The sequence below is a fragment of the Ancylobacter defluvii genome (genome assembly GCF_018390605.1).
In the GTDB taxonomy this organism is placed as follows: domain Bacteria; phylum Pseudomonadota; class Alphaproteobacteria; order Rhizobiales; family Xanthobacteraceae; genus Ancylobacter; species Ancylobacter defluvii.
Genome location: NZ_JAHBGD010000012.1, coordinates 153,972 through 180,576 on the forward strand (window position 1 = coordinate 153,972; position 26,605 = coordinate 180,576).

The 26,605-nt window shown below is 68.8% G+C and carries 22 protein-coding genes; 15 read left to right on the forward strand and 7 right to left on the reverse strand.

All coding sequences use genetic code 11. From position 1 onward, the window contains the following. The first annotated feature begins 155 nt into the window (after window positions 1-155). The 7 genes from KHC24_RS08595 (at window position 156) to KHC24_RS08625 (ending at window position 6,672) form a co-directional block, all read left to right on the forward strand. Window positions 156-1,601: a PAS domain-containing sensor histidine kinase gene (locus tag KHC24_RS08595; RefSeq protein WP_271180483.1), complete on the forward strand. Its 1,446-nt coding sequence runs from the start codon at window positions 156-158 to the stop codon at window positions 1,599-1,601. Further along, window positions 1,598-2,257, forward strand: coding sequence for a response regulator transcription factor (locus tag KHC24_RS08600; RefSeq protein ID WP_271180484.1), 660 nt, complete (start codon window positions 1,598-1,600; stop codon window positions 2,255-2,257). The genes KHC24_RS08595 and KHC24_RS08600 overlap by 4 nt, the downstream gene beginning before the upstream one ends. Before the next feature lie 125 nt (window positions 2,258-2,382). Next, the gene (locus KHC24_RS08605; protein WP_213363002.1) at window positions 2,383-2,742 is read left to right on the forward strand and encodes a response regulator transcription factor; all 360 of its coding nucleotides are present in this window, start codon (window positions 2,383-2,385) and stop codon (window positions 2,740-2,742) included. 256 nt (window positions 2,743-2,998) lie between these two features. Further along, the gene (locus tag KHC24_RS08610; RefSeq protein WP_213362506.1) at window positions 2,999-3,517 is read left to right on the forward strand and encodes a Dps family protein; all 519 of its coding nucleotides are present in this window, start codon (window positions 2,999-3,001) and stop codon (window positions 3,515-3,517) included. Window positions 3,518-3,578: 61 nt separating this feature from the next. Continuing rightward, window positions 3,579-4,091, forward strand: coding sequence for a redoxin domain-containing protein (locus KHC24_RS08615; protein ID WP_213362514.1), 513 nt, complete (start codon window positions 3,579-3,581; stop codon window positions 4,089-4,091). Next, window positions 4,088-4,618, forward strand: a complete 531-nt coding sequence (locus tag KHC24_RS08620; protein WP_213362516.1) for a DsbA family protein — start codon at window positions 4,088-4,090, stop codon at window positions 4,616-4,618. Before KHC24_RS08615 ends, KHC24_RS08620 begins: the two co-directional genes overlap by 4 nt. 143 nt (window positions 4,619-4,761) lie before the next feature. Then, window positions 4,762-6,672, forward strand: coding sequence for a PAS domain-containing sensor histidine kinase (locus tag KHC24_RS08625; RefSeq protein ID WP_213362519.1), 1,911 nt, complete (start codon window positions 4,762-4,764; stop codon window positions 6,670-6,672). A 23-nt stretch (window positions 6,673-6,695) separates the two neighbouring features. Here KHC24_RS08625 and KHC24_RS08630 read toward each other — a convergent pair whose 3' ends face one another. After that, entirely contained in the window at window positions 6,696-7,613 is a 918-nt protein-coding gene (locus KHC24_RS08630; RefSeq protein WP_213362532.1) for a LysR family transcriptional regulator, read from the reverse strand. 173 nt (window positions 7,614-7,786) lie between these two features. On the opposite strand from KHC24_RS08630, the gene KHC24_RS08635 reads away from it, so the two are divergent. The 3 genes from KHC24_RS08635 to KHC24_RS08645 all read left to right on the forward strand — a co-directional run bounded on the left by KHC24_RS08635 (window position 7,787) and on the right by KHC24_RS08645 (window position 11,946). Further along, the gene (locus tag KHC24_RS08635) at window positions 7,787-9,001 is read left to right on the forward strand and encodes an MFS transporter (RefSeq protein ID WP_213362539.1); all 1,215 of its coding nucleotides are present in this window, start codon (window positions 7,787-7,789) and stop codon (window positions 8,999-9,001) included. A 156-nt stretch (window positions 9,002-9,157) separates the two neighbouring features. Then, window positions 9,158-10,342, forward strand: a complete 1,185-nt coding sequence (locus KHC24_RS08640) for an HlyD family secretion protein (RefSeq protein ID WP_213362541.1) — start codon at window positions 9,158-9,160, stop codon at window positions 10,340-10,342. A 5-nt stretch (window positions 10,343-10,347) separates the two neighbouring features. Next, window positions 10,348-11,946: an MFS transporter gene (locus KHC24_RS08645; RefSeq protein WP_213362543.1), complete on the forward strand. Its 1,599-nt coding sequence runs from the start codon at window positions 10,348-10,350 to the stop codon at window positions 11,944-11,946. Window positions 11,947-11,971: 25 nt separating this feature from the next. Here KHC24_RS08645 and KHC24_RS08650 read toward each other — a convergent pair whose 3' ends face one another. Genes KHC24_RS08650 through KHC24_RS08660 form a run of 3 tightly spaced genes read right to left on the reverse strand, consistent with a single transcriptional unit; the run spans window position 11,972 to window position 17,371 of the window. Then, window positions 11,972-13,081: an FAD binding domain-containing protein gene (locus KHC24_RS08650; RefSeq protein WP_213362551.1), complete on the reverse strand. Its 1,110-nt coding sequence runs from the start codon at window positions 13,079-13,081 to the stop codon at window positions 11,972-11,974. 10 nt (window positions 13,082-13,091) lie between these two features. Continuing rightward, complete coding sequence (locus tag KHC24_RS08655) at window positions 13,092-16,217, reverse strand: efflux RND transporter permease subunit (RefSeq protein WP_213362558.1); 3,126 nt, start codon at window positions 16,215-16,217, stop codon at window positions 13,092-13,094. Between the two features lie 5 nt (window positions 16,218-16,222). Then, window positions 16,223-17,371: an efflux RND transporter periplasmic adaptor subunit gene (locus KHC24_RS08660; protein WP_213362565.1), complete on the reverse strand. Its 1,149-nt coding sequence runs from the start codon at window positions 17,369-17,371 to the stop codon at window positions 16,223-16,225. A 360-nt stretch (window positions 17,372-17,731) separates the two neighbouring features. Between KHC24_RS08660 and KHC24_RS08665 the strand changes: the two genes are divergently transcribed. Genes KHC24_RS08665 through KHC24_RS08685 form a run of 5 tightly spaced genes read left to right on the forward strand, consistent with a single transcriptional unit; the run spans window position 17,732 to window position 23,595 of the window. Continuing rightward, the gene (locus tag KHC24_RS08665; protein WP_213362567.1) at window positions 17,732-18,571 is read left to right on the forward strand and encodes an AraC family transcriptional regulator; all 840 of its coding nucleotides are present in this window, start codon (window positions 17,732-17,734) and stop codon (window positions 18,569-18,571) included. A gap of 38 nt (window positions 18,572-18,609) precedes the next feature. After that, entirely contained in the window at window positions 18,610-20,907 is a 2,298-nt protein-coding gene (locus tag KHC24_RS08670; protein ID WP_213362574.1) for an FdhF/YdeP family oxidoreductase, read from the forward strand. 2 nt (window positions 20,908-20,909) lie between these two features. After that, a complete protein-coding gene (locus tag KHC24_RS08675) occupies window positions 20,910-22,349 on the forward strand; it encodes a cytochrome ubiquinol oxidase subunit I (protein ID WP_213362582.1) in 1,440 nt (479 codons plus the stop codon). A 2-nt stretch (window positions 22,350-22,351) separates the two neighbouring features. Then, the gene (cydB, locus tag KHC24_RS08680) at window positions 22,352-23,407 is read left to right on the forward strand and encodes a cytochrome d ubiquinol oxidase subunit II (protein ID WP_213362584.1); all 1,056 of its coding nucleotides are present in this window, start codon (window positions 22,352-22,354) and stop codon (window positions 23,405-23,407) included. Continuing rightward, on the forward strand, window positions 23,404-23,595 hold the full coding sequence (locus KHC24_RS08685; protein ID WP_213362592.1) for a hypothetical protein: 192 nt from the start codon (window positions 23,404-23,406) through the stop codon (window positions 23,593-23,595). Before cydB ends, KHC24_RS08685 begins: the two co-directional genes overlap by 4 nt. A gap of 12 nt (window positions 23,596-23,607) precedes the next feature. On the opposite strand, the gene radC is transcribed toward KHC24_RS08685, so the two are convergent. From radC to KHC24_RS08700, 3 genes are all read right to left on the reverse strand, one after another. Further along, entirely contained in the window at window positions 23,608-24,387 is a 780-nt protein-coding gene (gene radC / locus KHC24_RS08690; protein ID WP_213362594.1) for a RadC family protein, read from the reverse strand. A 17-nt stretch (window positions 24,388-24,404) separates the two neighbouring features. Further along, window positions 24,405-25,229 (reverse strand): type I methionyl aminopeptidase, encoded by an 825-nt coding sequence (gene map / locus KHC24_RS08695; protein ID WP_213362602.1) that lies wholly within the window; start codon window positions 25,227-25,229, stop codon window positions 24,405-24,407. Window positions 25,230-25,354: 125 nt separating this feature from the next. After that, window positions 25,355-26,518: a GNAT family N-acetyltransferase gene (locus tag KHC24_RS08700; RefSeq protein ID WP_213362604.1), complete on the reverse strand. Its 1,164-nt coding sequence runs from the start codon at window positions 26,516-26,518 to the stop codon at window positions 25,355-25,357. Window positions 26,519-26,605 lie beyond the last annotated feature (87 nt).

Here is a 26,605-nt window from a genome sequence, read left to right on the forward strand (position 1 = left end):
AGCGGGAATTTGCTAGCATGCGGCATGATTTGTGCCCTTGCCCCCGCCGGGTGGACACCGCGTTCCGTCTCGCCGCGTCATGCCTGGTTGCGCCACGCGCGCCCGAGTTCTATCTCCGCGCGCCCGGTCTGCCGGCCGGGCGGTGGAGCCTTGCCGTGACGGCTCGGCTCGCCACCCTGTTCCGGCCGGGCCGGACGCTGCTGCCGGTGCTGGCGGCACTGCTGGCGGCGATCATCTTCGCCATCGACACGCTGACCCCGCTCGATACCGCCATCGCCGTGCTCTATGTCGCGGTGGTGATGCTGGCGGCCGATCGCCTGACCCCGCGCGGCATCCTGCTGGCCGGCACCGTCTGCATCGGGCTGACCGCGGCGAGCTTCCTCGCCGTTCACGGCGAAGGCTACGATCTGCAGGCGGTGATGCGGGCGGTGGTCGCCATCGTCGCCATCGTCATCGTCACCCTGCTGTCGCTCCGCCACAGCCGTTCCAGCGAGACGCTGCACGGCCAGGCGGCGCTGCTCGACCTGACGCACGACGCAATATTGGTGCGCGACGACGACGACACCATCCTCTATTGGAATCGCGGCGCCGAGCAGCTCTATGGCTGGTCCGCCGGCGAGGCGGCGGGGCAGAAGACCACCGAGCTGCTGCGCACGGTGTTCCCCTCCAGCCGCGAGGCGGCAACCGAGCAGCTGCATCGCGACGCCCGCTGGGAGGGCGAGCTGCGCCACACCTGCAAGGACGGCACCCATGTCGTCGTCACCAGCCGCTGGTCGCTGCACCGCGACCCGCAGGGACGGCCGATGGCCACCATGGAGACCAATAACGACATCACCGGCAGCAAGCGGGCCGAGGAACGGCTGCTCCAGGCTCAGGCGGAGCTCGCCCAGGTGACGCGGGTGGCGACGCTCGGCCAGCTGATGGCCTCGATCGCCCATGAGGTGAACCAGCCGCTGGCGGCGGTGGTCACCAATGGCGAGGCCGGGCTGCGCTGGCTGCGCCGGCCGGTTCCCGATGTCGCCGAGGCCGGCGCCTCGGTCGAGCGGATGATCGCCAATGGCCGCCGGGCCAGCGACGTGGTGGCGCGGCTGCGCGCCCTGTCGCGCCGCGACGAGCTCCGCCACGAGCCCATCGCCCTCAACGAGCTGATCGAGGAGACGCTCGGCATCATAGAGCGGGAGCTGCACCGCCATCGCGTCCAGCTGAGGCTGGAGCTGGCGCCGGGACTGCCGCTGGTGAAGGGCGACCGGGTGCAGTTGCAGCAGGTGCTGACCAATCTGGCGATCAACGCCGCGCAGGCGATGGACGGGCTGGCCGGCGGCCGGCCGCTGGCCGTGCTGTCGCGGCCGGGACGCGACGAGGCGGGCGAGCCGGTGGTCGAGGTCGCGTTCGCTGATCGCGGCATCGGCGTCGCCGCCGAGGCACTGCCACGACTGTTCGAGCCGTTCTACAGTTCCAAATCCCAGGGCATGGGCCTTGGGCTGTCGATCTGCCGTTCGATCATCGAGACCCATATGGGCCGCATCGAAGCCGTCCCCAACGCCGATCGCGGAATGACCTTCCGCGTCCTCCTGCCTGCGCTCAAGGAGCCGACCCTGTGATTGCGACCTCCCCGCCGCGCCGCGCCGCATCCGAGCCGACCGAACCGCTGGTCATCGTGGTCGATGACGATCAGCCCCTGCGCGAGGCGCTGTCCAGCCTGTTCCGCTCCATCGGCCTCGGTGTCGAACTGTTCGGCTCGGCGGCGGAATTCCTGGCCGCGAAGCTGCCGGACGTCCCGCGCTGTCTGGTGCTCGACATCCGGCTGCCCGGCGTCAGCGGCCTCGATTTCCAGGCGCAGCTGGCGCGCAGCGAGCGCAACATGCCGGTGATCTTCATGACCGGCTATGGCGATATACCGATGACGGTGCGGGCGATGAAGGCGGGAGCGGTCGACTTCCTCACCAAGCCGTTCCGCGATCAGGACATTCTCGATGCCGTCTCGGCGGCGATCGAGCAGGACCGCGCCCGCCGCCACGCCGACCGGGCGGTCGCCGGCGTGCAGGAACTCTACGAGACGCTGACCGCGCGCGAGAAGGAGGTGATGGTGCTCGTCACCTCCGGCCTGATGAACAAGCAGGTGGCGGCGGAGATCGGCCTCAGCGAGATCACCGTCAAGATCCACCGCGGTCACGTGATGAAGAAGATGGGCGCCCGCTCGCTCGCCGATCTGGTGCGCATGGCCGAGACCCTCGGCCTCGCGGCACCGAAGAGATAGACGACGCAAACCTTCATATAATTTCGAAGCACCCGGTGCTGACGCTATAGAAGAAGACAAGAGGCGCGCGATCGGTACGCGTCCCGATCAGCAAGAAGGAATCAGCCATCGTGAGCCAGACCGCAATGATCTCGATCATCGATGATGACGAGTCGGTGCGGACCGCGACCGCCAGCCTGGTGCGGTCGTTGGGTTTCGATACCAGTACCTTCGCGTCGGCCGAGGATTTTCTCCATTCGCCGCGGCTGCTCGACAGCGACTGCGTGATCACCGATGTGCAGATGCCCGGCATGAGCGGCGTCGAGCTGCAGGCGCGCCTGCGTCAGGGCGGCCACCGCATGCCGCTCATCTTCATCACCGCCTTTCCCGAGGAGCGGCTGCGCCGCCAGGTCACCGCTTCCGGTGCCGTCGGCTTCCTCAGCAAGCCGTTCGACGGCGGCGAGATGATCGCCTGCCTCGACGAGGCCCTCAGCCGGACGGCCTGACCTCTCCCTGCCGCGACGGCGACGCATCGGCGGGCCGCACGGTTCGCCCCGCCGCATCGGCGTGCCCGGCGGGGGGCTTTCAAACTCATGTATGATGCCGCCAACCGAACGGCCGATTTCCCGGTCCGGAGGGCGGGTCTAGCGTCGCGTGCATCGGATATCCCGCTACCAGCGGCGGCCATCGGCCGATGCAGCGGGATCCGGGGCGCGGCGACGACGCCTCACTATGTTCAACCGCCTGATTGGAGAAGCTGCCATGACCGACATCCCGGCGAAGACGCGCCAGATCGCGCCGCTCCGCACCCCCACCGATCTCGGGGCCGACGCCACGCGCGACATCGCCGCCGCGCTCACCACCCTGCTTGCCGATGTGTTCGCGCTCTACCTCAAGACCAAGAACTTCCACTGGCATCTGTCCGGCCCGCATTTCCGCGACTACCACCTGATGCTGGACGAGCAGGGCGAGCAGATCTTCGCCATGACCGACGATATCGCCGAGCGCGCCCGCAAGGTCGGCGGCACCACGCTGCGCTCCATCGGCCATATCGCCCGGCTGCAGCGGATCGCCGACAACGACGCCGAGTATGTGACCGCGCAGGACATGCTCGCCGAGCTGGCGCAGGACAACCAGCAGCTCACCGCCGCTCTGCGTTCCACCCATGCCGTCTGCGACGAGTATAACGACGTGGCCACCGCCAGCGTGCTGGAGAACTGGATCGACCAGACCGAGCGCCGCACCTGGTTCCTCTACGAGAGCAGCCGCTCGAACCATTGAGTGCAGGCCCCTTCACGCCGGTGCCGCAGGGCACCGGCAGCGGTCCAGCGGAGACAACCCGATGCCTGAAGCGTCCACCCCCGTCGCGGTGCTGCAACCCGGCGTGCCGGCTCCCGCCTTCACCCTGCCGGCGACGCCCGACCAGCGGCTTTCCCTCGCCGATCTGAAGGGCCATCCGGTCATCCTCGCCTTCTATCCCGCCGACTGGAGCCCGGTCTGCGGCGACCAGATGGCGCTCTACAATGAAGTCCTCCCCGAGTTTCACCGCTATGGCGCCCAGCTGGTCGGCATCTCCACCGACGGGGTGTGGTGCCACGCCGCCTTCGCCGCCGAGCGCAAGCTGCATTTCCCCCTGCTGGCCGATTTCGAGCCCAAGGGCGGGGTGGCGCGCCGCTACGGGGTCTATCGCGACCATGACGGCACCTCGGAGCGGGCGCTGTTCGTCATCGATGGCGACGGCGTGATCCGCTGGAGCTACGTCTCGCCGCTCGGTCTCAATCCCGGCGCCGACGGCATCCTCGACGCGCTGGATTTGCTCGTCGAGCAGAACACTTCCGCGGGAGCCGCGTCATGAGCACTCTCAAGCCTCCGGTTGGCCCCGGCGACCACAGCCAGGGCCCGGCCGCCGCGCCGGTCACGCTGGTCGAATATGGCGATTACGAATGCCCCTATTGCGGCGAGGCCTATCCGGTGCTCAAGGCGGTACAGCAGGCCATGGGCAACCAGCTGCGCTTCGTGTTCCGCAATTTCCCGCTCACCGAGCAGCATCCCCATGCCGGCCGCGCCGCCCAGTTCGCCGAGGCGGCGGCCGCCGCCGGCCGCTTCTGGGAAGCCCATGATCTTCTCTATGAACGTCAGGACGCGCTCGACGACGCCAGCCTCCACGCCTATGCGCGGGCGATCGGCCTCGACGGGGCGCATCTCGTCGCCGCCTTCGAGGGGCGCTACGACGACAAGATCCGCCAGGATTTCTCCAGCGGCCTGCGCAGCGGCGTCAACGGCACCCCGACGCTGTTCGTCAATGGCGTGCGTTATGACGGCCCGCGCGACGTCGACAGCCTGGTGGCCGTGTTGCGGGCGGTAGCGGCGGAGCCGGTGTGACCCAGACCTCCACCGGAGCTTCCGCGGTATTCCGATCATACCTTCGCATAGGGGGAGTTCATCGCATTTGCCGATGACACGCCGTGCGCCACCTTTATAATGGAGATCACCTGACCTCACGTAATGCGACCCCATAATTCCGGATGCGAAGACAAGCTGCGCCGAGCATTCTGGCATTGAGATGCCGCTATGCCGGAGCCGTCGCTCTGGCCGCGGCGATCTTTGCCATCGACACCTTCACCATGCTGAGCAGCGCCGTCGCTGTCCTGTATGTGCTGGTGCTGATCCTCATCGGCGACACCGCGTCGGAGCGCGCCATCCGCGCCACGGCGGTCGGCTGCATCGTTCTCGACTTCGTCAGCTTCTTCTACGGGCATGGCGAGTATATCTCGCTGGATGCCGGGCTGCGCCTGCTGTTCAGCCTGGCGGCGATCAGCGCCACCGCCTTCATCGTCCTCAAGCGCTATGCCGACCAGCAGACGGTCGCCTCGCAGGCGGAACTGCTCGACGTCACCAGCGACGCCATCTTCCTCACCGACACCGCCGACCGGGTGATCTACTGGAACCACGGCGCCGAAATCCTCTATGGCTGGAGCTTCGCCGAGGCCTATGGGCAGGAATCGCATGCCCTGCTCGCCTCGCATTATCCGCAGTCGCGCGGCGCCGTCCGCGCCGCTTTGGCGCGGGAGGGTTCGTGGGAAGGCGAGATCACCCAGATCACCCGCGACGGGCGCACCATCCATGTCTTCAGCCGGCTGCGCCGGCGCAGCGAGCCCGGCCGCTATCAGGGCACCACGCTGGAGACCAATACCGACATCACCCAGCGCAAGGCCGACATCGAGGCCCTGAGCCAGAGCGAGCAGCGCTTCCGCACCATCTTCGAAACGCTGGCGGTGGCGATCTGGGAACATGATCTGCGGCCGGTGAAGGCGGAGCTCGACGCGCTGCGGGCGCAGGGTGTCGACGACCTCGCGCTTCATTTCGCCCAGCACCCGGACATCCTGCGCCGCATCCGCGCCAGCGTCCGCGTCACCGATGTGAACAGCACCGGGCTGCGGCTGATGGGGGTCACCTCGAAGGAGGAATTCTTCACCCATCTCGACGGCTTCCTCACCGATCCCGACGAGGATTTCGTCAGCTTCCTCCTGGCGCTCGATTCCGGCGCGCCGCATTACCAGGGCGAAGCCGGCATCCGCACCCACCAGGGCGAGCCGCTGCGCGTGCTGGTCGCGTTCAACTTCCCGCCGCCCGAGCTTTTGGACCGCGTTCAGGCCAGCGTGCTCAACATCACCGAGCGTATTCGCGTCCAGGAGGCGCTGCAGCGTACCCGCAGCCAGCTCGACCATGCCCTGCGCGCCGCCACCATCGGCGAGGTCTCCGCCTCCATCGCCCATGAGATCAACCAGCCGCTCGCCGCCATCTCCGCCTATGCCGCGGCGGCGGGCCGCTGGATGGACCGCGATCCGCCCAATCTCGCCGAGGTCCGCGCCTCGCTCGACGCCGCCGGCGAGGCCGCCCGGCACGCCTCGCAGGTGGTGCGCCGGGTGCGCTCCTTCATGACCAAGCTGGAGCCGGAACGCACCCGCCTCGATGTCGATGCGCTGGTCGAGGAGGCGATGCGGCTGGTGCAGCACGAGATCGCCGCCAACGGCGTGGCGCTGACCCCGGCGCTGGAAGCCGACGGCCTCGCGGTCGAGGGCGATCGCATCATGCTGCAGCAGGTGCTGATCAATCTGATCACCAACGCCATCCAGGCGATGCACGCGCAGCCGGCCGGCGAGCGGCGCATCGCGGTGCGCACCTGGCGCATCGGCGGCAAGGTCGGCATCGAGGTGCGCGATTCCGGGCCGGGCTTCGCCGCTGAAGCGGCGCAGAAGGCCTTCGAGCCGTTCTTCACCACCAAGGCGGGCGGCATGGGCCTCGGCCTCGCCATGTGCCGCACCATCGTCAACGCGCATGACGGCGAGATCCGCATCGACCCGCCGGACGGCACCTGGGGCGGCCAGATCTCGATCACCCTTCCCGGCGCCGGCCGCACCCTGCTGCAGGGCTGAAGCCCGCCTGTAGCCGCCGGGGATCAGCCGTCAGGGAGCCGGGCGTGCCCCGGCCTCTCCGCCGCCTCGGCCTTCAACCGGCGCGCCAGCGCCTCGATGAACAGCCGCACCTTGGCGGGCACCAGCCGCCGCGTCGGGTAGACCGCCCAGATGGCGAGCGGCTCTGGCTCGGCATCGGCGAGAGGGATCGGGCGCAGCAGGCCGCGCGCGACGTCGTCATGGAGATTCCAGTCCGACAGATTGGCGATGCCGAGCCCGCCCCGGCAGGCCTCGTGGATGGCGTCGATCGAATTGGCGGAGAACCGCCCCGCCACCTTCACCCGCCGGATCGCGCCGCCGACCCGGAAGCTCCAATGCGGCGCCGCGCTCACCGTCAGGCATTCGTGCCGCGCCAGTTCGGCGAGGGTCGCCGGCATGCCGTGCCGGTCGAGATAGGCCGGCGCCGCCACCAGCCGGCGCGGATTGTCGGCCAGCCGCTGGGCGATCAGGCTGCTGTCGTCCAAAGGCGCGATGCGGATCGCGAGGTCCAGCCCCTCGGCGACGATGTCGACCAGGCTGTCGGAGAGCTGCAGGTCGATCGTCACCCGCGGATGCGCCGCCATGAACGCCGCCACCAGCGGCGCCACCACCTGCCGGCCGAAGGCCAGCGAGGCGCTCAGCCGCAACAGCCCGCTGGCGCCGTCCTGCCGGCCGCGCACGCTGGCCAGCGCCGCCGCGCGCTCCTCCAGCAGCGCCTCGGCGTGCGGCAGAAACGACAGGCCGTCATCGGTCAGCGACAGGGCGCGGGTAGTGCGGTGCACCAGCCGCACCCCGAGTTCCTTCTCCAGCCCGGCCAGCAGCCGCGTCGCGTTCATCGGCGACAGCCGCAGCCGCCGCGCCGCCCCCGCCAGGCTCCCCGCGGAGGCGGTCTCCACCAGAACGGCCAGGGCGGCGAAATCCATTACATCAAAATCCGATATAATCGTGCATCACGACAAGACACTATATCAAATCCCGCCAAACACTATCTTCAGCACAACCGATAACGAACCGTCGCACCCGGCATCGGAAGACCCGCCCGCGTCAACCGCGCCGGCAGGGGGCATCCGATGCCGGGCGCGCAGGAGATACCATCATGACCACGCAGGAAAGCGTGCTCGAAAGCGTGCACGCCGACACCGTGCCGGCGCCGGGCGCCCTCGGTCTCGGCACCACCTTCGCCATGGCCACCGCCGCCGGCGTCGCGGTGGCCAACATCTATTACAACCAGCCCATGCTCGCCATCATCGAGCAGGACCTGCCCGGTGCCGCCACCGCGGCGATCCCGACCGCGACCCAGCTCGGCTATGCCATCGGGCTGTTCCTGCTGGTCCCGCTCGGCGATCTCGTCGAGCGGCGCCGGCTGATCGTCGCGCAATTCATCGTGCTGGCGGCAGCGCTGGTGCTGGCCGCCATCGCCCCCACCGGCCTGATGGTCGTGCTCGCCTCGCTGGCGGTCGGCCTCGCCGCCACCGTGGCGCAGCAGATCGTGCCGCTCGCCGCCCATCTCGCGGCGCCGGAGCGGCGCGGCGCCACCGTCGGCACGGTGATGGCGGGGGTGCTGACCGGCATCCTGCTCAGCCGCACCCTCGCCGGCTTCGTCGCCACCCATGGCGGCTGGCGGGAGATGTTCTGGCTGGCGGTGCCGATGGCGCTCGCCGCCGCCGGGCTGATGGCGCTCACCCTGCCGCACAGCCGGCCGGATTCCACCCTGCCCTATGGCCGGCTGCTGCACTCCATCGTGCATCTGTGGAACGAGTTCCCGGCGCTGCGGCTGGCGGCGCTGACCCAGGCGGCGCTGTTCGCCGCCTTCACCGCGTTCTGGACCATCCTCGCCTTCCGGTTGGAAGAGCCGCGCTTCGGCTTCGGCGCCGATATTGCCGGCCTGTTCGGCCTGGTCGGCGCGGTGGGCATTCTCGCCGCCCCGCTCGCCGGCCGCTTCGCCGACAGGCGCGGCGCCTCGCAGGCGGTGATGCTGGGCGCGGCGGTCACGCTGCTGTCCTGGCTGGTGTTCGGCGTCTGGGGCTCGCTGGCCGGCCTGGTGGTCGGGGTGATCCTGCTCGATTTCGGCATCCAGAGCGCGCTGGTCTCCAATCAGCACATCGTGTTCTCGCTGCGCCCGGCCGCCCGCGCCCGGCTGAACACCGTGCTGATGGGAGCGATGTTCCTCGGCGGCGCCTTCGGCTCCGGCACCGCGAGCCTCGCCTGGAACGCCGGCGGCTGGGCCACCGTCTGCGCCCTCGGCGTCGGCCTCTCGGCGGTGGCGACCGTGCTGCAGCTCGCGGCTCTGGCCCGCCGCCGCGCCGGGTGACATTCTCGGCGACGCGCCGTTGCGGACCCACACGCCGCCGACGGCTTGGAATGGATTTTGAAAAGCCTGCCGGCCCGATGATCGTCATGGTCACCGGGCCGGCGGTGCCGGTGTCCGCCCGATGCAAGGCTCCGATGATGCAAGGCTCCCGTGACCATGGCCGCCCAGACGCCCCCCAATGACACCGCGACCGGCCCAGCCCCGTCGGGAGCCGCCTCGCCCGGCCCGGCTTCATCAGGTCCGGCCCCGTCAGGCCCCGCCTCGCCCGGCGAGGAGACGCCGCGCTCGCTTGGCGCCAGCCTGCGCCGGCTGCTGATCCCGCTGGTGGCGATCCTCGCCGTGGGCGGATTGCTGGTCTACACCAACGATCATTGGGGCCAATGGGCCAGCGACCGGCCGCTGCAATATACCGACGACGCCTATGTGCGCGCCGATGTCTCGACGCTCAGCGCCCGCATCAGCGGCAACGTGCTGCAGGTGCTCGTCGACGATTATCAGGCGGTGAAGGCCGGCCAGCCTCTGGTCGAGATCGATCCGGCCGACTATCAGGCCGCCCGCGACGGCGCCCAGGCGGCGGTGGAAGGGGCGCAGGCGGCGCTCACCAACCTCAAGAACCAGGAAGATCTGCAACAGGCGGTCATCAACCAGGCCGAGGCGCAGCTCGCCTCCGCCAAGGCCGCCGAGGTCGAGATGCAGGAGGAGTTCGACCGGCAGCAGACGCTGGTGAAGGGCGGCATCGCCGGCACCGAGCAGAAGCTCCAGCAGGCCACCGCCAATCTCGCCAAGGCGCAGGCGGATGTCCGCTCCGCCGAGGCGGCGATCGAGGCGCAGAAGCGCCAGCTCGACGTGCTCACCGGGCAGGAGGGCACGCTGCGGGCCAATCTCGACGCCGCCAACGCCAATCTGAAGACCGCCGATCTCAAGCTCGGCTACACCCGGGTCGTCGCTCCCTTCGACGGCATTGTCGGCACCCGCCTGATGCAGGTCGGCGACTATGTGAACGTCGGCACCAACCTCATCGCCGCGGTGCCGATCCCCAATGTCTATGTCATCGCCAATTTCAAGGAGACGCAGCTCACCCACGTGGCGCCCGGCCAAAAGGTCGACATCACCGTCGATACCTTCCCCGGCCAGAGCCTGCGCGGCCGGGTGGAGCGCATCTCGCCGGCGAGCGGCTCGGTGTTCGCGCTGCTGCCGCCGGACAACGCCACCGGCAACTTCACCAAGGTGGTGCAGCGCATCCCGGTGCGCATCGCCATCGAGCCGGGGCAGGCGCTGACCGGCCGGCTGCGCGCCGGCATGTCGGTCGAGGCGAACATCCACATCGACCGGGCGGAGTGACGGCCATGGCCGCCCCCGCCGCTCGCCTCGCCGCCGCCCCTCCCGCCCCGGCGCAGAGCCGGCCCTATGGCCGGCCGGCCCTCGCCGCCGCCGCGGTGCTGCTCGGCTCCTTCCTCGTCGGCTTCGACACGCGGCTGTTCTCCATCGGCCTGCCGGACCTGCGCGGCGCCTTCCATCTCAGCTTCGATCAGGGCGCCTGGCTCTCCACCATCGCCACCGCGCCGCAGATCTTCATCGCCCCGGCGGTCGCCTGGCTGGCCGCCACCTTCGGCGTCGGCCGGGTGCTGTTCTGGCCCAGCCTTGCCTATGCGGTGGTGTCGCTGATCATCCCCGAGGTGCGCAACTGGGAGACGCTGGCGATCCTGCACGGGCTGCGCGGCTTCATGCTCGGCATCTTCATCCCGGCGACGATCATGATCATCTTCCGCAACCTGCCGCTGAAATGGTGGGTGCCGGCGCTCGCGGTCTACGCCTTCCGCCTCGCCTTCTCGCAGAGCACCGGGGTGGCCATCGTCGGCTTCTACGAGACCCACCTGTCCTGGCAGTGGGTCTATTGGCAGGGCGTCTTCCTCGCCCCGATCATCGGCATTCTGGTGCGCCTCGGTTCGCCGATGGAAAAGATCGACTTCGCCCTGCTGCAACGGGCGGATTGGGGCGGCATGGCGCTGCTCGGCACCAGCTGGGCGCTGGTCTATGTCGCGCTGGACCAGGGCAACCGGCTGGACTGGCTGCAATCGGGGCTGATCGTTACCCTGCTGGTGGCGGGCGCGGTGCTGCTGTTCGGCTTCTCGCTGAACGAGATGCTGGTGAAGGCGCCATGGGCCAGCCACCGCGTCATCGCCAAGCGCAACATCATCCTCGGCTTCCTGGTCATCCTCTGCTTCAACCTCGCCAGCATGTCGAACAGCCTGCTGGTGCCGAACTTCCTCTCCAACGTCGTCGGGCTGCGCCCGGAGGAGATCGGCGGGCCGATCGTCGTCGGCGTCGCCCTGCCGCTGATGGTGGTCATGCCGCTCGCGGTGATCATGATCCGCCTGTTCGACGCCCGGCTGAGCCTGCTGATCGGCTTCCTCGCCTTCGCCATCGCCGCGCATATGGGCACGCGGATCACCCATGAATGGTCGCCCTGGACCTTCCTGCCGATACTGCTGATCCAGTCCGTCGGCCAGGGGTTCACCTTCCTGGCGGCGGTGGTGTACCTGCTCACCAATTCCGATCCCAAGCAGGCCACCGCCGTCGGCGCCTATATCCAGGTGCTGCGCCTCGGCGGCGCCGAGATCGGCATCAGCGTGATGACGACCTTCCTGCGCCATCGCGAGCAGCTGCATTCCTATCTGCTCGGCCTGCACCTGTCCTCGTCGAGCCAGAAGGTGACCGGCGCGCTGCACGGCTTCACCGCCCCGTTCACCGACGCCGGCGCCTCGGCGCAGGAGGCCAGCGCCCGCGGCGTCGCCAGCCTGGCCGGGCTGGTGGCGCGCGAGGCCAACGTGCTGTCCTATATCGATGGGTTCCAGCTCTGCTACTGGGGCGCGCTGGCCGGCATCGTGGTCGTCGCCCTGCTGGGGCAGGCGCCGCGCGGGCCGCTGAGCCCGCGCTATTACTGAGCCGGAACCGGCCCGGCGCCCCGTCTCAGCCGAGCGAGGCGCCCAGCCGCCGGCCATAGGCGACCACGGCGCGCCCATGCTCCAGGCGCTCCCGCTCGAATGCCGCCAGCGCCGCCGGCAGTTCCCCTGCCCCGGCCAGCGCGTCGCGCAGGGCGAAGGCGTCGCCGGCCACCTTGGCGACGCCCATGGCGGTATGCGGCCGGGCGACGAAGGCAGCGTCGCCGATCAGCACCAGCCGCCCCGCCACCAGGCGCGGCGCCGCATAGTCGAAGATCGCCTGCACGAACGGGCGCGGCTCGGCCGTCACCGCCGCGGCGAAGGCCGGCGGCAGCAGCCGCGCCGCATCGGCGCGCAGCGCATCCGCCGCCTCGGGCCGCATCTGCCCCGGCGCCAGCGAAAAGTCGTGCGGCTGCCCGTCGACATCGGTGAGCACCTCCACCAGTTGCTCCGGCGTGTAGCGGCGGTACCAGACCCAGTTATAGCGCCGCCGGCCCGGTTCGACCGCCCCGTCCGGCCCGGCCACCAGATAGCCGAGCGCCTGCGCGCCCGGCATGTCGTAGAAGGCGAAGCGCTCGAACAGCACCACCGCCGCCACCGCCGGCACCGCCGTCTCCGGCACCAGCCCGCGCCAGGCGACATAGCCGGCATAGGCGGGCTGCGACCCCGGCCCGGCCACTACTTCGCGCAAGGTCGAGCCGAGCCCGTCGGCGGCGATCACCAGCTCCGCCGCCTCGCGGCCGCCATCTGCGAACTGCACCACGGCCTGCCGCGCCTCCTGCGTCACGCCCGTCACCGCCCGGCCGCCGACATAGCCGCCCTCCGGCACCCGCTCGCGGAACACCCGGAACAGCCGGTCCCAGGACAGCTGCGTCTGCGGCGTCGCCTGCCGGTGCACGACGGCGCCGGCGCGGTCGAGCACGATGCGCTCCCGCGCCTCGACGCCGAACCGCGCCACATGCTCGACCCCGGCCTCGCGCAGCATGGCGAACACCTCTTGCTGGGCGACGAGGCCGGCGCCGCGCCCCTCCAGCCCCGACGACGAGCGCTCATAAATGGTGACGTCGTGCCCGGCCCGGCGCAGCAGCTCGGCGGCGAACAGCCCGCCGACCGAGCCGCCGGCGATGACGATGCGCATGAAGGTCTCCTCAGGAATGGACGGAAGCGCCGCCCCGGCGGGCAAACCGCTCGCGCAGGCCGTCAAGGGCGAGATAGATCACCGGCGTGGTGTAGAGCGTCAGCATCTGGCTGACGACGAGGCCGCCGACGATGGCGTAGCCGAGCGGCTGGCGCAGCTCCGAGCCGGTGCCGTGGCCGATCATCAGCGGCACGCCGGCCAGCAGCGCCGCGAAGGTGGTCATCAGGATCGGCCGGAAGCGCAGCAGGCAGGCCTCGCGGATGGCGTCATGCGCCGACATGCCCCCGCTACCCTCGCCCTCGCCGCGTTCGCGCGCGATGGCGAAGTCGACGATCATGATGCCGTTCTTCTTCACGATGCCGATCAGCAGGATGATGCCGATCAGCGCGATGATCGAGAAGTCGAAGCCGAACAGCCACAGCATGATCAGCGCCCCGAGCCCGGCCGAGGGCAGCGTCGACAGGATGGTGATCGGGTGGACATAGCTCTCATAGAGCACGCCGAGGATGATGTAGATCACCAGCAGCGCCGCCAGCACCAGCACCGGCTCGCTCGCCAGCGAGGCCTGGAAGACCTGCGCGTTGCCCTGGAAGGTGCCGGTCAGCGTCGCCGGCTTGCCGATCTGCGCTTCCGCCGCATGGATCGCCGCCACCGCGTCGCCCAGCGCCGCGCCGGGGGCGAGGTTGAACGACAGCGTCACCGAGGGAAACTGCGACTGGTGGTTGATCGACAGGAAGCTGGTCGGCTCGCTGGTCCATCTGGCGAGCACCGAGAGCGGCACCTTGGCGCCGGTCACCGGCGAGGTGAGATAGATCTCGTCCAGCGCCCGCGGCGAGTTCTGCAATTGCGGCAGCAGTTCCAGGATCACGTGATAGGAATTCAGCTGGGTGAAGTACTGCGTCACCTGCCGCTGGCCGAAGGCGTCGTAGAGCGTGTTGTCGATATCGGCCGGGCTGATGCCGAGCCGCGCCGCCTGGTCGCGGTCGATGCTCAGCGTCAGCGTCGTGCCGCCGGTCTGCTGGTCGCTGGCGAGGCTGCTCAGCTGCGGCAGCGTCTTCAGCTTGGCCAGCATTTTCGGCGCCCATTCGTTGAGCTCGGCGATATTGGCGTCCTGCAGCGTGTACTGGAACTGCGTGCGCGACACGCGGCCGCCGACATTGAGGTCCTGCGCCGCCTGCAGGAACAGCGCCGCCCCCTCGACCTTGCCGAGCTTGGCGTTGAGCCGGTCGATGATCTGGAACACCGAGGCCGCGCGCTGGTCGCGCGGCTTCAGGGTGATGAACATGCGGCCATTGTTCACCGTCTGCCCGGCGCCGGCGCCGACCCCCATGCCGACGGTGGCGACATCCGGGTCGGCGGCGACGATCCGGCCCAGTTCCAGCTGGTGCTGCACCATCTGCGTGAAGGAGATGTCCTGCGCTGCCTCCGACACGCCGATAATCAGCCCGGTATCCTGCAGCGGGAAGAAGCCTTTCGGGATCTCGTAGAACAGCACCCCGGTCGCCGCCACCGCCACCGCGAACACCGCCAGGGTGGCGCGGTGATGATCGAGGGCGATGTCCAGCGTCCGGCGGTAGCCGGCCAGCAGCGCCTCGAAGCCGCGCTCGGACCATTGGTAGAGCCGGCCATGCCGCTCGCTTTCATGCTCCCGGTTGCCCTTGGGCTTGAGGAACAGCGCGCACAGCATCGGGGTGAGCGTCAGCGACACCAGGGCGGAAAGGGCGATGGTGATCGTCACCGTCACCGCGAATTCGCGGAACAGCCGGCCGACCAGCCCGCCCATCAGCAAGAGCGGGATGAACACCGCGATCAGCGACAGGCTGATCGACAGGATGGTGAAGCCGATCTCCGCCGAGCCGTCGAGCGCCGCCTGCAACGGCGTCTTGCCCATCTCCAGATGCCGCTCGATGTTCTCCAGCATGACGATGGCGTCGTCGACCACGAAGCCCACCGCGATCGACAGCCCCATCAGCGACAGGTTGTCGAGGCTGTAGCCGAGCGCATACATCGCCGCGAAGGTGCCGATGATCGCCAGCGGCACCGCGATCGAGGGGATCACCGTTGCCCACAGGCTGCGCAGGAACACGAAGATCACCGCCACCACCAGCACCACGGTGATGATCAGCGTCTTCTCCACATCCTCCACCGAGGCGCGGATGGTGCCGGTGCGGTCGCTCACTATGCTCAGCTGCACCCCGGCGGGGGCACTGGCGAGCAGCGCCGGCAGTTGCGCCTTGATCTGCTCGACCGTGTCGATGACGTTGGCGCCCGGCAGCTTGAACACCGGCATCAGGATCGCCCGCTCGCCATTCGCCCACGCCGCCAGTTGCTCGTTCTCCGGCGCGTCGACGGCGGTGCCGATGTCGCGCACCCGCACCGGGGCGCCGTCGCGATAGGCGAGGATGGCGTCCTGCCACGGCCCGGCCGAGGTGAGCTGGTCGTTGTCGAACAGGGTGAAGGTGCGCTCGCGGCCCTGCACCGTGCCCTTGGGATCGTTCACCGTCAGCGAGACGATCGCCTGCCGCAGATCCTCCAGCGACAGGCCGAGATTGGCCACCTTGGCCGGATCGACCTGGATGCGTACCGAGGGCTTCTGCTGGCCGTAGATCGTCACCTGGCCGACGCCGCCGATCTGGCTGACATGCTGCTCCAGCACGTTCTCGGCGAAGTCGTCGACCTCGGTGATCGGCAGCGTCTTCGAGCTCAGCGCCAGCACCAGGATCGGCGGGTCGGCCGGGTTCACCTTGCGATAGGTCGGCGGTGCCGGCAGGTCGGTCGGCAATTGCCCGCCGGCGGCATTGATCGCCGTCTGCACGTCCTGCGCCGCCGCATTGATGTCGACGTCGAGATTGAACTGCAGGGTGATCGAGGAATTGCCCAGCGTCGAGATCGAGGTCATCTGCGCCAGGCCGGGAATCTCGCCGAACTGGCGTTCCAGCGGCTGCGTCACCGAGGAGGCGATGATCTCCGGGCTGGCGCCCGGCAGCTGGGTGGAGACCGACAGCGTCGGGAAATCCACCTCGGGCAGCGGCGCCACCGGCAGCAGCGGGAAGGCGGCGGCGCCGATCATCAACAGCCCCGCCATCAAGAGCGAGGTGCCGATCGGGTGGCGGATGAACCAGGAGGAGAGCGACATGCGATTCAGCTCCCGCTACCGGCCTGGAACGGCGTCGGCGCCACCGCCGTGCCGGGAGCGAGGCGATACTGGCCGCGCACCACCACCGTCCGGCCGTCATCGAGGCCCTTCTCGATCACCGCGATGCCGTCGGCGATCGGGCCCACCGTCACCGGCGCCACCGCCACCCGGCCGTCGGCACCGACGACGAAGACGAACTCGCCCGACGGCCCGCGCTGCACCGCGTCGGCCGGCACGGTGGTGACGCCGGGCAGCGTCGCCGCCCGCACCCGCACCTCGACGAACTGGCCCGGCCACAGCGCGTCGTCGGCATTGGCGTAGACCGATTTGAGCTCCAGCGTGCCGCTCTGCGGGTCGATCTTGTTGTCGATCAGCTCGACCGTGCCGGTGGCGAGCGTCTGTCCCTGCTCGCGCGACACCGCCTGCGCCTGCGTGGTTCCCTTGGCGAGCGCGGTGCGGATCGCCGGCACGTCGGCCTGCGGCAGGGTCGAGATCACCGCGATCGGGTGCAGCTGGTTGATGACCACCAGCCCGTTGGTGTCGGTAGCGTGGACGATGTTGCCCTCGTCCACCAGCCGCAGCCCGGCGCGGCCGTCGAGCGGCGCGGTGATGCGGGTATAGGAGAGCTGCGTCTGCGCGGTGGAGATCGCCGCCTTGTCCTGCGCGATCTGCGCGTCGAGCTGCTGCACCGTGCTGCGCTGGTTGTCCACCGCCTGGGCGCTGGCAAAGGCGTCCTTGCCGAGCTGGGTGTCGCGGTCGAGGATCAGCTGGGCATTGGCGCGCGAGGCCTCGTCCTGCACCAGCTTGGCCTGCGCCTGTTGCAGCGCCGCCTCGAAGGTGCGCGGGTCGATCACCGCCAGCAGGTCGCCCTGCCTGATGTCCTGGCCTTCCTTGAACAGCACCTGCTGCAATTGCCCGTCGACGCGCGAGCGCACCGTCACGGTGTTGAAGGGCTGCACCGTGCCGATGCCGGTGAGGTATACCGGCACGTCGCGCCGCGCGGCCTGCGCCACCTCGACCGGCACCGGTGCGGGCGCCGGCGGCGGCGCCGGCGGGCGGCTTTCGGCGCGCCAGAGGCCGTAGCCCGAGGCGGCCAGCGCCGCCACCAGGACCACTGAAACCACATGTCCGCGGCGAATATGGGAGCCCGGCATGGCACGCTCCTCCTTGCAGCAGTGAAACCAGCCTCCTTCACTGCGCCCGCACTGCGGCGAATTCTTTCTCGAATGCCGCCGCCCTTGCCGGTCCTCCCTGCGCGCGCCGCGCGCGGCCATACCAAGGTATGGGGCCGGCAAACTCTTCATATAGCCAGCCAAACCCACGTAGAATGGAGGGAATCCGCCCCTCGCCTATTCTCTCTCCATCGCCAGCCGATGCCTGGATGTGTCCAGATACGGCGATGGAAGCTCTTCGTGCGGTCGGGCAACGCAAGCTGCCATCCTCCACGAGATCGCCATCGCCGGGACCACGGGCAGACGCTCCGTCCTACTCCACACACAGAGGGAGTTCCGGCCATGTCGTTCCATGTTTCCCCGCCGATCGGTGGCACCGCCACCCCTGCTCATGCCGCCGACATCCTGCCCGTGCCCTTCGAGGTCCGCCCCGCCGCGTCGCTCGCGGCGCCGACGGCTCCCGACACCCTCTCCGTCCGCCTCGGCCATATCGATCTCGTCCTCGCCATCTCGGCGGCGAGCGCCGCCCCCGCCTCCGGCGTCTCCTTCACCGAATCCGGCCGTGCCCGCGACGGCGTGCTGCATCTCCACCTCGCCGGCAACAAGCTGCCGACCTCGTTCAACCTCGGCGTCGATCCGGTCATCGCCGGAAACGACGATCCGGTGATCCTCCGCCTGTCGCAGGCGCTGGAAGCCGCCGAGCACGGCGCCGACGAGTTCGGCGGCGTCTATGCCGATGCGCTGCGCCTCGCCATCGTCACCCGTGCGCTCAGTGGCCGCCCGGCGGGCGATGCGCTGGAGGCCCGCGAGACCGAGCCGGAGATCGCTCCGCGCCGCCCCCGCACCGGCCTGCCGAAGTGGCGGCTGAAGAAGGTGGTCGCCTATGTCGACGAGAATCTCGGCGAGAGCGTCACCCTGGCCGGCATGGCCGATGCCGCCGGCCTGAGCCGCATGCACTTCGCCGCCCAGTTCCGCGTGTCCACCGGCGTGCGTCCGCACGAATTCCTGCTGCGCCGGCGCATCGAAAAGGCGCAGGCGCTGATGCTGGAGACCCGCGACTCGCTGGTCGCCATCGCGCTCGACGTCGGCTTCCAGACCCAGGCGCACTTCACCACCGTGTTCCGCCGCTTCGTCGGCGACACCCCGCACCAGTGGCGCAGCGCCCAGCGCGGCCGCAACTGAACCTCCCCCCTCTCCGCCGTACGACAGGAATTCCTGACATGGGTATCGCGAAATCCATTCGCCCCTATCACAGCCCTGCCGGCGGCTGGGGCGCCCTCAAGGCCATGGGCACCGCCCTGGTCGAGCAGCACGTCGCCTTCGCCGGCATGGAGCTGCTGTCCCGCATGAACCAGCCGGGCGGCTTCGATTGCCCGGGCTGCGGCTGGGCCGATCCGAAGCACACCTCGCCGTTCGAATATTGCGAGAATGGCGGCAAGGCCGTCGCCTGGGAGGCCACGGCGAAGCGCTGCACGCCTGACTTCTTCGCCGCCCACACGGTGCGCGAACTCGAACAGCTCAGCGATTTCGAACTCGAGATGGAAGGCCGCCTCACCCATCCGATGCGCTACGATTCCATCGGCGACAAATATGAGCCGGTGAGCTGGGAAGAGGCCTTCGCCCTCGTCGCCCGCCATCTCAACGCGCTGCCCGACCCGAACATGGCGGAGTTCTACACCTCCGGCCGCGCCTCCAACGAGGCCGCCTTCCTCTACCAGCTGTTCGCCCGCGAGTTCGGCACCAACAACTTCCCCGATTGCTCGAACATGTGCCACGAGGCCACCAGCGTCGGCCTGCCGCAGTCGATCGGGGTCGGCAAGGGCACGGTGCTGCTGGAGGATTTCGAGAAGGCCGACTGCATCTTCATCTTCGGCCAGAACCCCGGCACCAACTCGCCGCGCATGATGACCGACCTGCGCAACGCCTCGCGGCGCGGCGCCACCATCATGTCGTTCAACCCGTTCCGCGAGCGGGCGCTGGAGCGCTTCCAGGCGCCGCAGAATCCCATCGAGATGGCGACCCTCACCTCGACGCCGATCTCCTCGCGCCTGTTCCAGGTCAAGGTCGGCGGCGACGTGGCGGTGATCAAGGGCATCATGAAATGCCTTTTCGAAGCCGACGAAGAGGCCCGCCGCACCGAAGCGGCGCCGGTGCTCGACTGGGATTTCATCCGCGGCCACACCGTCGGGATCGAGGCGCTGGTCGCCGATGTCGCCGCGACGCAGTGGAGCGCCATCGAGCGCAAGTCCGGCCTGTCCCGCGCCGACCTCCTCGAAGCCGCCAATGCCTATAGGAAGGCGGAGCGGACCATCTTCGTCTACGGCATGGGCATCACCCAGCACCGCCACGGCGCGCAGAACGTCCAGCAACTGACCAATCTCGCTTTGCTCAAGGGCAATATCGGCCGCGAGGGCACCGGCATGTGCCCGGTGCGCGGCCATTCCAACGTGCAGGGCGACCGCACCGTCGGCATCACCGAGGTGCCGGGCAAGGAATTCCTCGACCGGCTGGAGGCCCGTTTCGGCTTCGCGCCGCCGCGCGCCTTCGGCCACAACGTCGTCACCGCGCTGGAAGCCATGGCGCGCGGGGAATCGAAGGTGTTCATCGGCCTTGGCGGCAACTTCGCCTCCGCCATCCCGGATTGGGAAGCCACCCAGAAGGCGATCCGCGGCCTCGACCTCACCGTCCACATCGCCACCAAGCTCAACCGCAGCCATCTGGTGCATGGTCGCGAGGCGCTGATCCTGCCCTGCCTCGGCCGCACCGAGGTCGACCTTCAGGCCACCGGCCCGCAATCGGTCACGGTGGAGGATTCGATGTCGATGGTGCACGCCTCGGCAGGGGTCCGGCCGCCGGCTTCCGAACATCTCAGGAGCGAGCCGGCCATCATCGCCGGCATGGCCCGCGCCACGCTGGGCGCCGGCTCGAAAGTGGCGTGGGAGAAGCTCGCCGGCGACTATGCGCTGATCCGCGAGGATATCGAGGCGGTGTTCCCGATCTTCCAGGCCTACAACGCCCGCATCAGGGAGCCCGGCGGCTTCCACCTCACCTCGCTGGCACGCGAGCGCATCTGGGCGACACCGTCCGGCAAGGCGAATTTCCTCGTCGTCGAAGGGCTTTGCGAGGACAGCTCGGTGCAAGCCGATGAGGCGCTGTGGATCACCTCGGTGCGCAGCCACGACCAGTACAACACCACGCTCTATTCCAACTCCGACCGCTATCGCGGCGTCTACAACCAGCGCGACGTGATCTTCCTCAACGAGCAGGAAATGGCGAAGCGCGGACTGAAGGCCGACGACCGCGTCGATATCTTCACGCTGGCCACCGATGGCATTGAGCGTGCGGTGCGCGGCTTCCGCGTGGTGCCCTACGCCTTCCCGGATGGCGGCTGCGCCGCCTACTACCCGGAAATGAACCCGCTGGTGCCGCTCTACGCCCACGACCCGATGAGCTTCACCCCCGCCTATAAGGGCGTGCCGGTCCGGCTGGTGAAGACCGCCGCGCAGGGAGCGCTCTGACCATGGACGCGGTCGACCTTGCCCGGGCGCAGTTCGCCTTCACCATCGGCTTCCACATCCTGTGGCCGACGCTTTCCATCGGCCTCGCCTGGTTCTGCACCCTGCTCAGCGCCCTGTGGTGGCGCACCGGCAAGCCGGTCTATCGCGACCTGATGCGGTTCTGGATGCGGCTGTTCGCCCTCAGCTTCGGCATGGGCGTCATCACCGGCATCGTGCTCAGCTACGAGATCGGCACCAACTGGGCCGGCTATTCCCGCTCGGTCTCGAACGTGCTCGGCCCGATGTTCATGTACGAGACGCTGACCGCCTTCTTCCTGGAGGCCGGCTTCATCGGCATCATGCTGTTCGGCGAGGGGCGGGTGTCGAAGGGCATGCACCTGTTCTCCTGCCTGATGGTGTCGTCCGGCGCGCTGTTCAGCGCCACCTGGATCATCGCCGCCAATAGCTGGATGCAGACCCCGGCCGGCGCGGTGGCGGGTGCCGACGGCATCTTCCATGTCACCAGTTGGTGGCAGGCAATCTTCACCGCCTCCTTCCCCTACCGCCTCGCCCACATGGTGTGCGCCAGCTTCCTCACCGGCGCCTTCGTGGTGGCGGGCGTCTCCGCCTTCCATCTGTGGCGCCGGCAGCATCTCGCCGCCTCCCGCACCGCCTTCTCCATGGCGATGTGGCTGGCTCTGGTGCTTGCCCCCACCCAGATCGCGCTGGGCGACCTGCACGGCCGCAACACGCTGGAGCACCAGCCGGTGAAGCTCGCCGCCATGGAAGGGCTGTGGGACACCACCAAGGGGCCGGCGATGACGGTCATCGGCTGGCCGGACATGGCCGAGCAGAAGAACCTCTACGCCCTCGACATCCCGCATCTCGCCAGCCTCTACCTCACCCATAGCTGGGACGGCGAGGTGCAGGGGCTGAAGACGGTGGCGCCCGCCGACCAGCCCAATGTGCCGGTGGTGTTCTTCGCCTTCCGCATCATGGTCGGCATCGGCCTCGCTTTGCTGGCCACCGCCGTCACCGGCTTCATCCTGCGGCTGCGGGGGCGGCTGTTCTATGCGCGCTGGTTCCACCTCCTCGCCATGGCCACCACCCCGCTCGGCTTCCTCGCCGTGCTGGCCGGCTGGACGGTGACCGAGGCCGGGCGCCAGCCGTGGATCGTCTACGGCCACCTGCGCACCGCCGACGCGGTGGCGCCGGTCACCGTCGGGGCGGTCACCACCTCGCTGCTGATCTTCTTCCTCGTCTACAACCTGCTGCTCGCCAGCTTCATCTGGTTCGCCGCGCGCATCGCGCTCAGGGGACCGGCGGGCGACACGCTGCCGGCCCACGAACATCCCGGCCTCGACCGCACCAATGCCGGAGGCTCGGCCTCATCGTACACCTCACCGGCCTCCGCTTCGTCCTCATCGACGGCGCTCGGCGACCTCGAACAGGCAGGAGCCTGACGATGATCGAATTCATGCAAGGGCCCTACGTTCCGCTCGCCTTCGGCGCGCTCGCCGCCTTCTGCGTCACCGTCTATGTGCTGGCCGACGGCCTCGATCTCGGGGTGGGCATCATCTTCCTCGCCGCCCCCCGCGACGACCAGCGCGACCTGATGATGGCCTCGATCGAGCCGGTCTGGGACGCCAACGAGACCTGGCTGGTCATGGGCGGCACGCTGCTCATTGCCGCCTTCCCGGCCGGCTATTACGTGCTGCTGCCGGCCTTCTATCTGCCGATCATGTTCATGCTGTTCGCGCTGATCTTCCGCGGCATCGCCTTCGAGTTCCGGCTGCAGGCGACCCGCTTCCGCTTCCTGTGGGACATCGCCTTCTCCGCCGGCTCGATCCTGGCAACCCTTTGCCAGGGCTTGATTCTCGGCGGGCTGATCGGCGGCGTGCCGATGCAGGACGGCATGTTCTCCGGCGGCGCGTTCAGCTTCTTCTCCTTCCTCGGCCTGCTCTGCGGCGTCGGCTTGGTCGGCGGCTACGCGCTGATCGGCGCCGGCTGGCTGATCTGGAGGACCAATGGCGCGACGCAGGTTTTCGCCCGCGAGATCGCCCACGCCGCGCTGCTCCTCACCGCCGCCATGATGGCGCTGGTCAGCCTGTGGAGCGCCCTGACCGTGCCGGAAGTGGCCGCGCGCTGGTTCGCCTTGCCGAACCTCCTGCTGCTGGCGCCGGTGCCTCTCGCCACGCTGGCGGTGTTCGTGGCGATCTGGAGAGGCGTCTGGGACGGCGCCGAGCCGCGCACCTTCCTGTTGTCGCTGGCGGTTTTCGCGCTGGGCCTGATCGGCCTCGTGGTCAGCCTGTGGCCCTATGTGGTGCCGCGCCACATCACGGTATGGGACGGCGCCGCCGACCCGCAGACGCTGGCCTTCATCGCCGTCGGGCTCGTGGTGATCCTGCCGATTGTGCTTGCCTATCAAGCACATGCCTATTGGGTGTTCCGTGGCAAGACGGTGCATCACGGCGGCTATGGCGGCGAGACTCTTCAGCCGGCCGGGAGCGCGCGTCCATGAACCCCGCCCTCGCGCTCGCGCCCATCCTCGCGGGACTGATCGTGCTGTTCACCGGCGCCACGGTGCTGGTGCAGCGTCCACGGGTGGCGCCGCTGCTCGTGGGCGCCTGCATCGCCCTCGACGTGCTGCTGCTCGGCGCCGGCTTGGTGCTGCTGCCCTTCGCGCTGCTGCCGGCTGGCGGCCTGTAGGCCCGGCACGGCTCAGATCAGCCGCAGGCCCTTCAGGCTGGCATGACCGTCCTTGCCGACGATGATGTGGTCGTGCACCTCGATGCCGAGCGGCTTGGCCACGTCGATGATGGTCTTCGTCATCTGGATGTCGGCTTTGGACGGGGTCGGGTCGCCGCTCGGATGGTTGTGCACGAGGATGATGGCGCTCGCCGACACTTCCAGCGCCCGCTTCACCACCTCGCGCGGATAGACCGGCGTGTGGTCCACCGTGCCGCTCTGCTGCACCTCGTCGAGGATCAGCTGGTTGCGCTTGTCGAGGAACAACACGCGGAACTGCTCCCGATCTGCATAGGCCATCGAGGCGCGGCAATGGGCGATCACCGCGCTCCAGGAGGAGAGCACCGGCCGGGCGCGCATCTGCGCCCGCGTCACCCGCTCCACCGCGGCACCGATCAGCTTGAACTCGGTGGTGATCGCCTCGCCGACGCCCTTGATCTCACGCAGCCGCGCCGGCGGAGCGGCGATCGCCTCGGCAAAGGAGCCGAAACGCTCCACCAGCTTCTTTGCCAACGGCTTCACGTCCGCACGCGGCACGGCGCGGAACAGCACGAGTTCCAGCAGTTCGTAATCCGGCAGCGCCTCGCCGCCGCCCGTACGGAAGCGCTCGCGCAGCCGCTCGCGATGTCCGGTGAAATGCGGCGAGTACTCCGCCAGCCCGGAGATATCCGACGCCTCGGGCTCCGTTGGCTGAGATTCCGACGGCAGCGGGCCGGTCGTCGGTGTTTCGTCAAAGCCCGGTTTCGGCTTCATCCGCCGCCCCGGCCCGGTCAGCCGCCGAAGATCGGCTTGTGATAGCCCTTCGGCGACAGGGTGAATATCTCCACCCCGGTCTCGGTAACGCCGACCGAATGCTCGAACTGGGCGGAGAGTGCGCGGTCGCGCGTCACCGCCGTCCAGCCGTCCGAGAGCACCTTCACATGCGGCCGGCCGAGATTGATCATCGGCTCGACGGTGAAGATCATGCCCGGCAGCAGTTCCGGGCCCTCACCGAGACGGCCGACATGCACGATGTTCGGCTCGTCGTGGAACAGCTGGCCGACGCCGTGACCGCAGAAATCGCGCACCACGCTCATGTGCAAGGGCTCGACATAATCCTGGATCGCCGCACCGATGTCGCCGACATGGCCGCCCGGCTTGACCGCGGCGATGCCGCGCATCATCGATTCGTAGGTCACGTCGAGCAGCCGCTCGGCGCGGCGGGGGATCTCGCCGACCGGATACATGCGGCTCGAATCGCCATACCAGCCATCAAAGATCAGCGTCACGTCGACATTGACGATGTCGCCCTCGCGCAGCGGCTTCTCATTGGGAATGCCGTGGCAGACGACGTGGTTGATCGAGGTGCAGGTCGACTTGCGATAGCCTCGATACATCAGCGTCGCCGGTATGGCACCGCTGTCCATGGCGAATTCGAAGACGAGATTGTCGATCGCCTCGGTGCTTACACCCGGCGCGACCATCTCGTGTATGAGATCCAGCGCTTCGGCGGCCAACCGGCCAGCGCGACGCATGCCCTCGAAGCCTTCCGGCCCGTGCAGGCGAATTTGACCGGTCTTTCGCAGCGGCGCCGAGGCCGCTTCCACATAGGTCATGATAGGCAAGTCCAGCTTTCGTCGCGGTCTGATACCGCCCTTCCGTCACGACCGAATGTAAGCGATCCGCCGCCGCAAGCAAGGAAACAAGGCGCGAGGCACGCCCGCACCCGGCGAGCCTCGGCTCAGCCGAGCGCCTTCGCCATGTGCACCAGCCGCCGGTCCGGCATCTGTTCCACCCGCTCGATCGAGTAACCCTTACGGCGATACCAGTTGATATAGGCCGACAGCGGTTCGCCAGTATAGAGTCGTACCGTCGAACGCCCGAGCGCATGAGCCCTCGCATCGGCGGCGGCGAGCAGCACGTTGCCGAGCCCGCCCCCCTGCGCCATCGGGGCGATGGCGAGGCTGTCGAGCAGCAGATCCTCCGCCCGCGGCTCGAGGATGAGTACCGCCGACAGCGCCGTCTCACCGTCGACCACCCACACCTCGCGTTCGCGAAACACCTGGCCGTAGTCCCAAAGGAGCGGCACCGGCTCGACGCCGAGCAGGATGCGGTTCTTGGCATAGGCGCGCCGCTGCACCTCTTCGACCACCGGCCGGTCGGCGAGGCTCGCGCGCCTTAGCCGCACCTCACCAACCTCCATGACATCGGCGTTGAAAGTGCCGAGCGGGGTCAACTGGCGCCCCTCGGCATCGAAATTCTCCGGTGCCAGCCAATGCACGAAGCCATGGGCGCGCTGTGGCCATTCGCTATCCAGCATGGAGAACCAGGCTGTGTCCCGGCTGCGACCCTTAACGATCATGTGCTGGCGGAAGATGCCCTCGAAGCGGAAGCCATAACGCACCGCCGCGCGGCGCGAAGGCGCGTTGAGCGCGTTGCATTTCCACTCGTAGCGACGATAGCCCAGCGTCTCGAAGACGTAGCGAGCCAGCAGTTCCATCGCCTCGGTGCCCCCCGGCGTGCGCATCAGCGCCGGCGTGTAGAGAATGTTGCCGACCTCGATCACCCGGTTGGCCGGGTCGATGCGCATCAGGGTGGCATGCCCCACCGCCTCTCCCGTGGCCTTGTCGAGGATGGCGTAAAGAAGCGGATCTTCCTTCTGCGCCGCCGCGGCATAATGCGTCTCGAACGCCGCGTAGCTCTCGAAAGGCGCGCTGCCGAGATAGGCCCACAGCCGCGCTTTTTCCGGGCCGTGCGAGCTCGCATAGAGCGCCGGCCCGTGCCTGCCGACGTCGAACGGCACGATGTCGACATGCCGACCGGCGAGTACGACACGCTGCGGCCGTGGCGCCGGCTGGGAATCGACGACCTCTCCCAGGGGCAGCTCAGGCGCATCAGTGCTCATCTAAAAGACCCCGGCGTCACGCGCATTGGATGGCAAAGCGGACAGAACGGCTTGAAGCCCGCCCCGTTCATGTGACACCAATGACGA

Bases quoted from the DNA above. Each gene is read 5' to 3' on its own strand.
- KHC24_RS08605 (WP_213363002.1), top strand. From the start codon at position 2,383: ATGATCTCGATCATCGATGATGACGAGTCGGTGCGGACCGCGACCGCC.
- KHC24_RS08610 (WP_213362506.1), top strand. From the start codon at position 2,999: ATGACCGACATCCCGGCGAAGACGCGCCAGATCGCGCCGCTCCGCACC.
- KHC24_RS08615 (WP_213362514.1), top strand. From the start codon at position 3,579: ATGCCTGAAGCGTCCACCCCCGTCGCGGTGCTGCAACCCGGCGTGCCG.
- KHC24_RS08620 (WP_213362516.1), top strand. From the start codon at position 4,088: ATGAGCACTCTCAAGCCTCCGGTTGGCCCCGGCGACCACAGCCAGGGC.
- KHC24_RS08625 (WP_213362519.1), top strand. From the start codon at position 4,762: ATGCGAAGACAAGCTGCGCCGAGCATTCTGGCATTGAGATGCCGCTAT.
- KHC24_RS08630 (WP_213362532.1), bottom strand. From the start codon at position 7,613: ATGGATTTCGCCGCCCTGGCCGTTCTGGTGGAGACCGCCTCCGCGGGG.
- KHC24_RS08635 (WP_213362539.1), top strand. From the start codon at position 7,787: ATGACCACGCAGGAAAGCGTGCTCGAAAGCGTGCACGCCGACACCGTG.
- KHC24_RS08640 (WP_213362541.1), top strand. From the start codon at position 9,158: ATGGCCGCCCAGACGCCCCCCAATGACACCGCGACCGGCCCAGCCCCG.
- KHC24_RS08645 (WP_213362543.1), top strand. From the start codon at position 10,348: ATGGCCGCCCCCGCCGCTCGCCTCGCCGCCGCCCCTCCCGCCCCGGCG.
- KHC24_RS08650 (WP_213362551.1), bottom strand. From the start codon at position 13,081: ATGCGCATCGTCATCGCCGGCGGCTCGGTCGGCGGGCTGTTCGCCGCC.
- KHC24_RS08655 (WP_213362558.1), bottom strand. From the start codon at position 16,217: ATGTCGCTCTCCTCCTGGTTCATCCGCCACCCGATCGGCACCTCGCTC.
- KHC24_RS08660 (WP_213362565.1), bottom strand. From the start codon at position 17,371: ATGCCGGGCTCCCATATTCGCCGCGGACATGTGGTTTCAGTGGTCCTG.
- KHC24_RS08665 (WP_213362567.1), top strand. From the start codon at position 17,732: ATGTCGTTCCATGTTTCCCCGCCGATCGGTGGCACCGCCACCCCTGCT.
- KHC24_RS08670 (WP_213362574.1), top strand. From the start codon at position 18,610: ATGGGTATCGCGAAATCCATTCGCCCCTATCACAGCCCTGCCGGCGGC.
- KHC24_RS08675 (WP_213362582.1), top strand. From the start codon at position 20,910: ATGGACGCGGTCGACCTTGCCCGGGCGCAGTTCGCCTTCACCATCGGC.
- cydB (WP_213362584.1), top strand. From the start codon at position 22,352: ATGATCGAATTCATGCAAGGGCCCTACGTTCCGCTCGCCTTCGGCGCG.
- KHC24_RS08685 (WP_213362592.1), top strand. From the start codon at position 23,404: ATGAACCCCGCCCTCGCGCTCGCGCCCATCCTCGCGGGACTGATCGTG.
- radC (WP_213362594.1), bottom strand. From the start codon at position 24,387: ATGAAGCCGAAACCGGGCTTTGACGAAACACCGACGACCGGCCCGCTG.
- map (WP_213362602.1), bottom strand. From the start codon at position 25,229: ATGACCTATGTGGAAGCGGCCTCGGCGCCGCTGCGAAAGACCGGTCAA.
- KHC24_RS08700 (WP_213362604.1), bottom strand. From the start codon at position 26,518: ATGAGCACTGATGCGCCTGAGCTGCCCCTGGGAGAGGTCGTCGATTCC.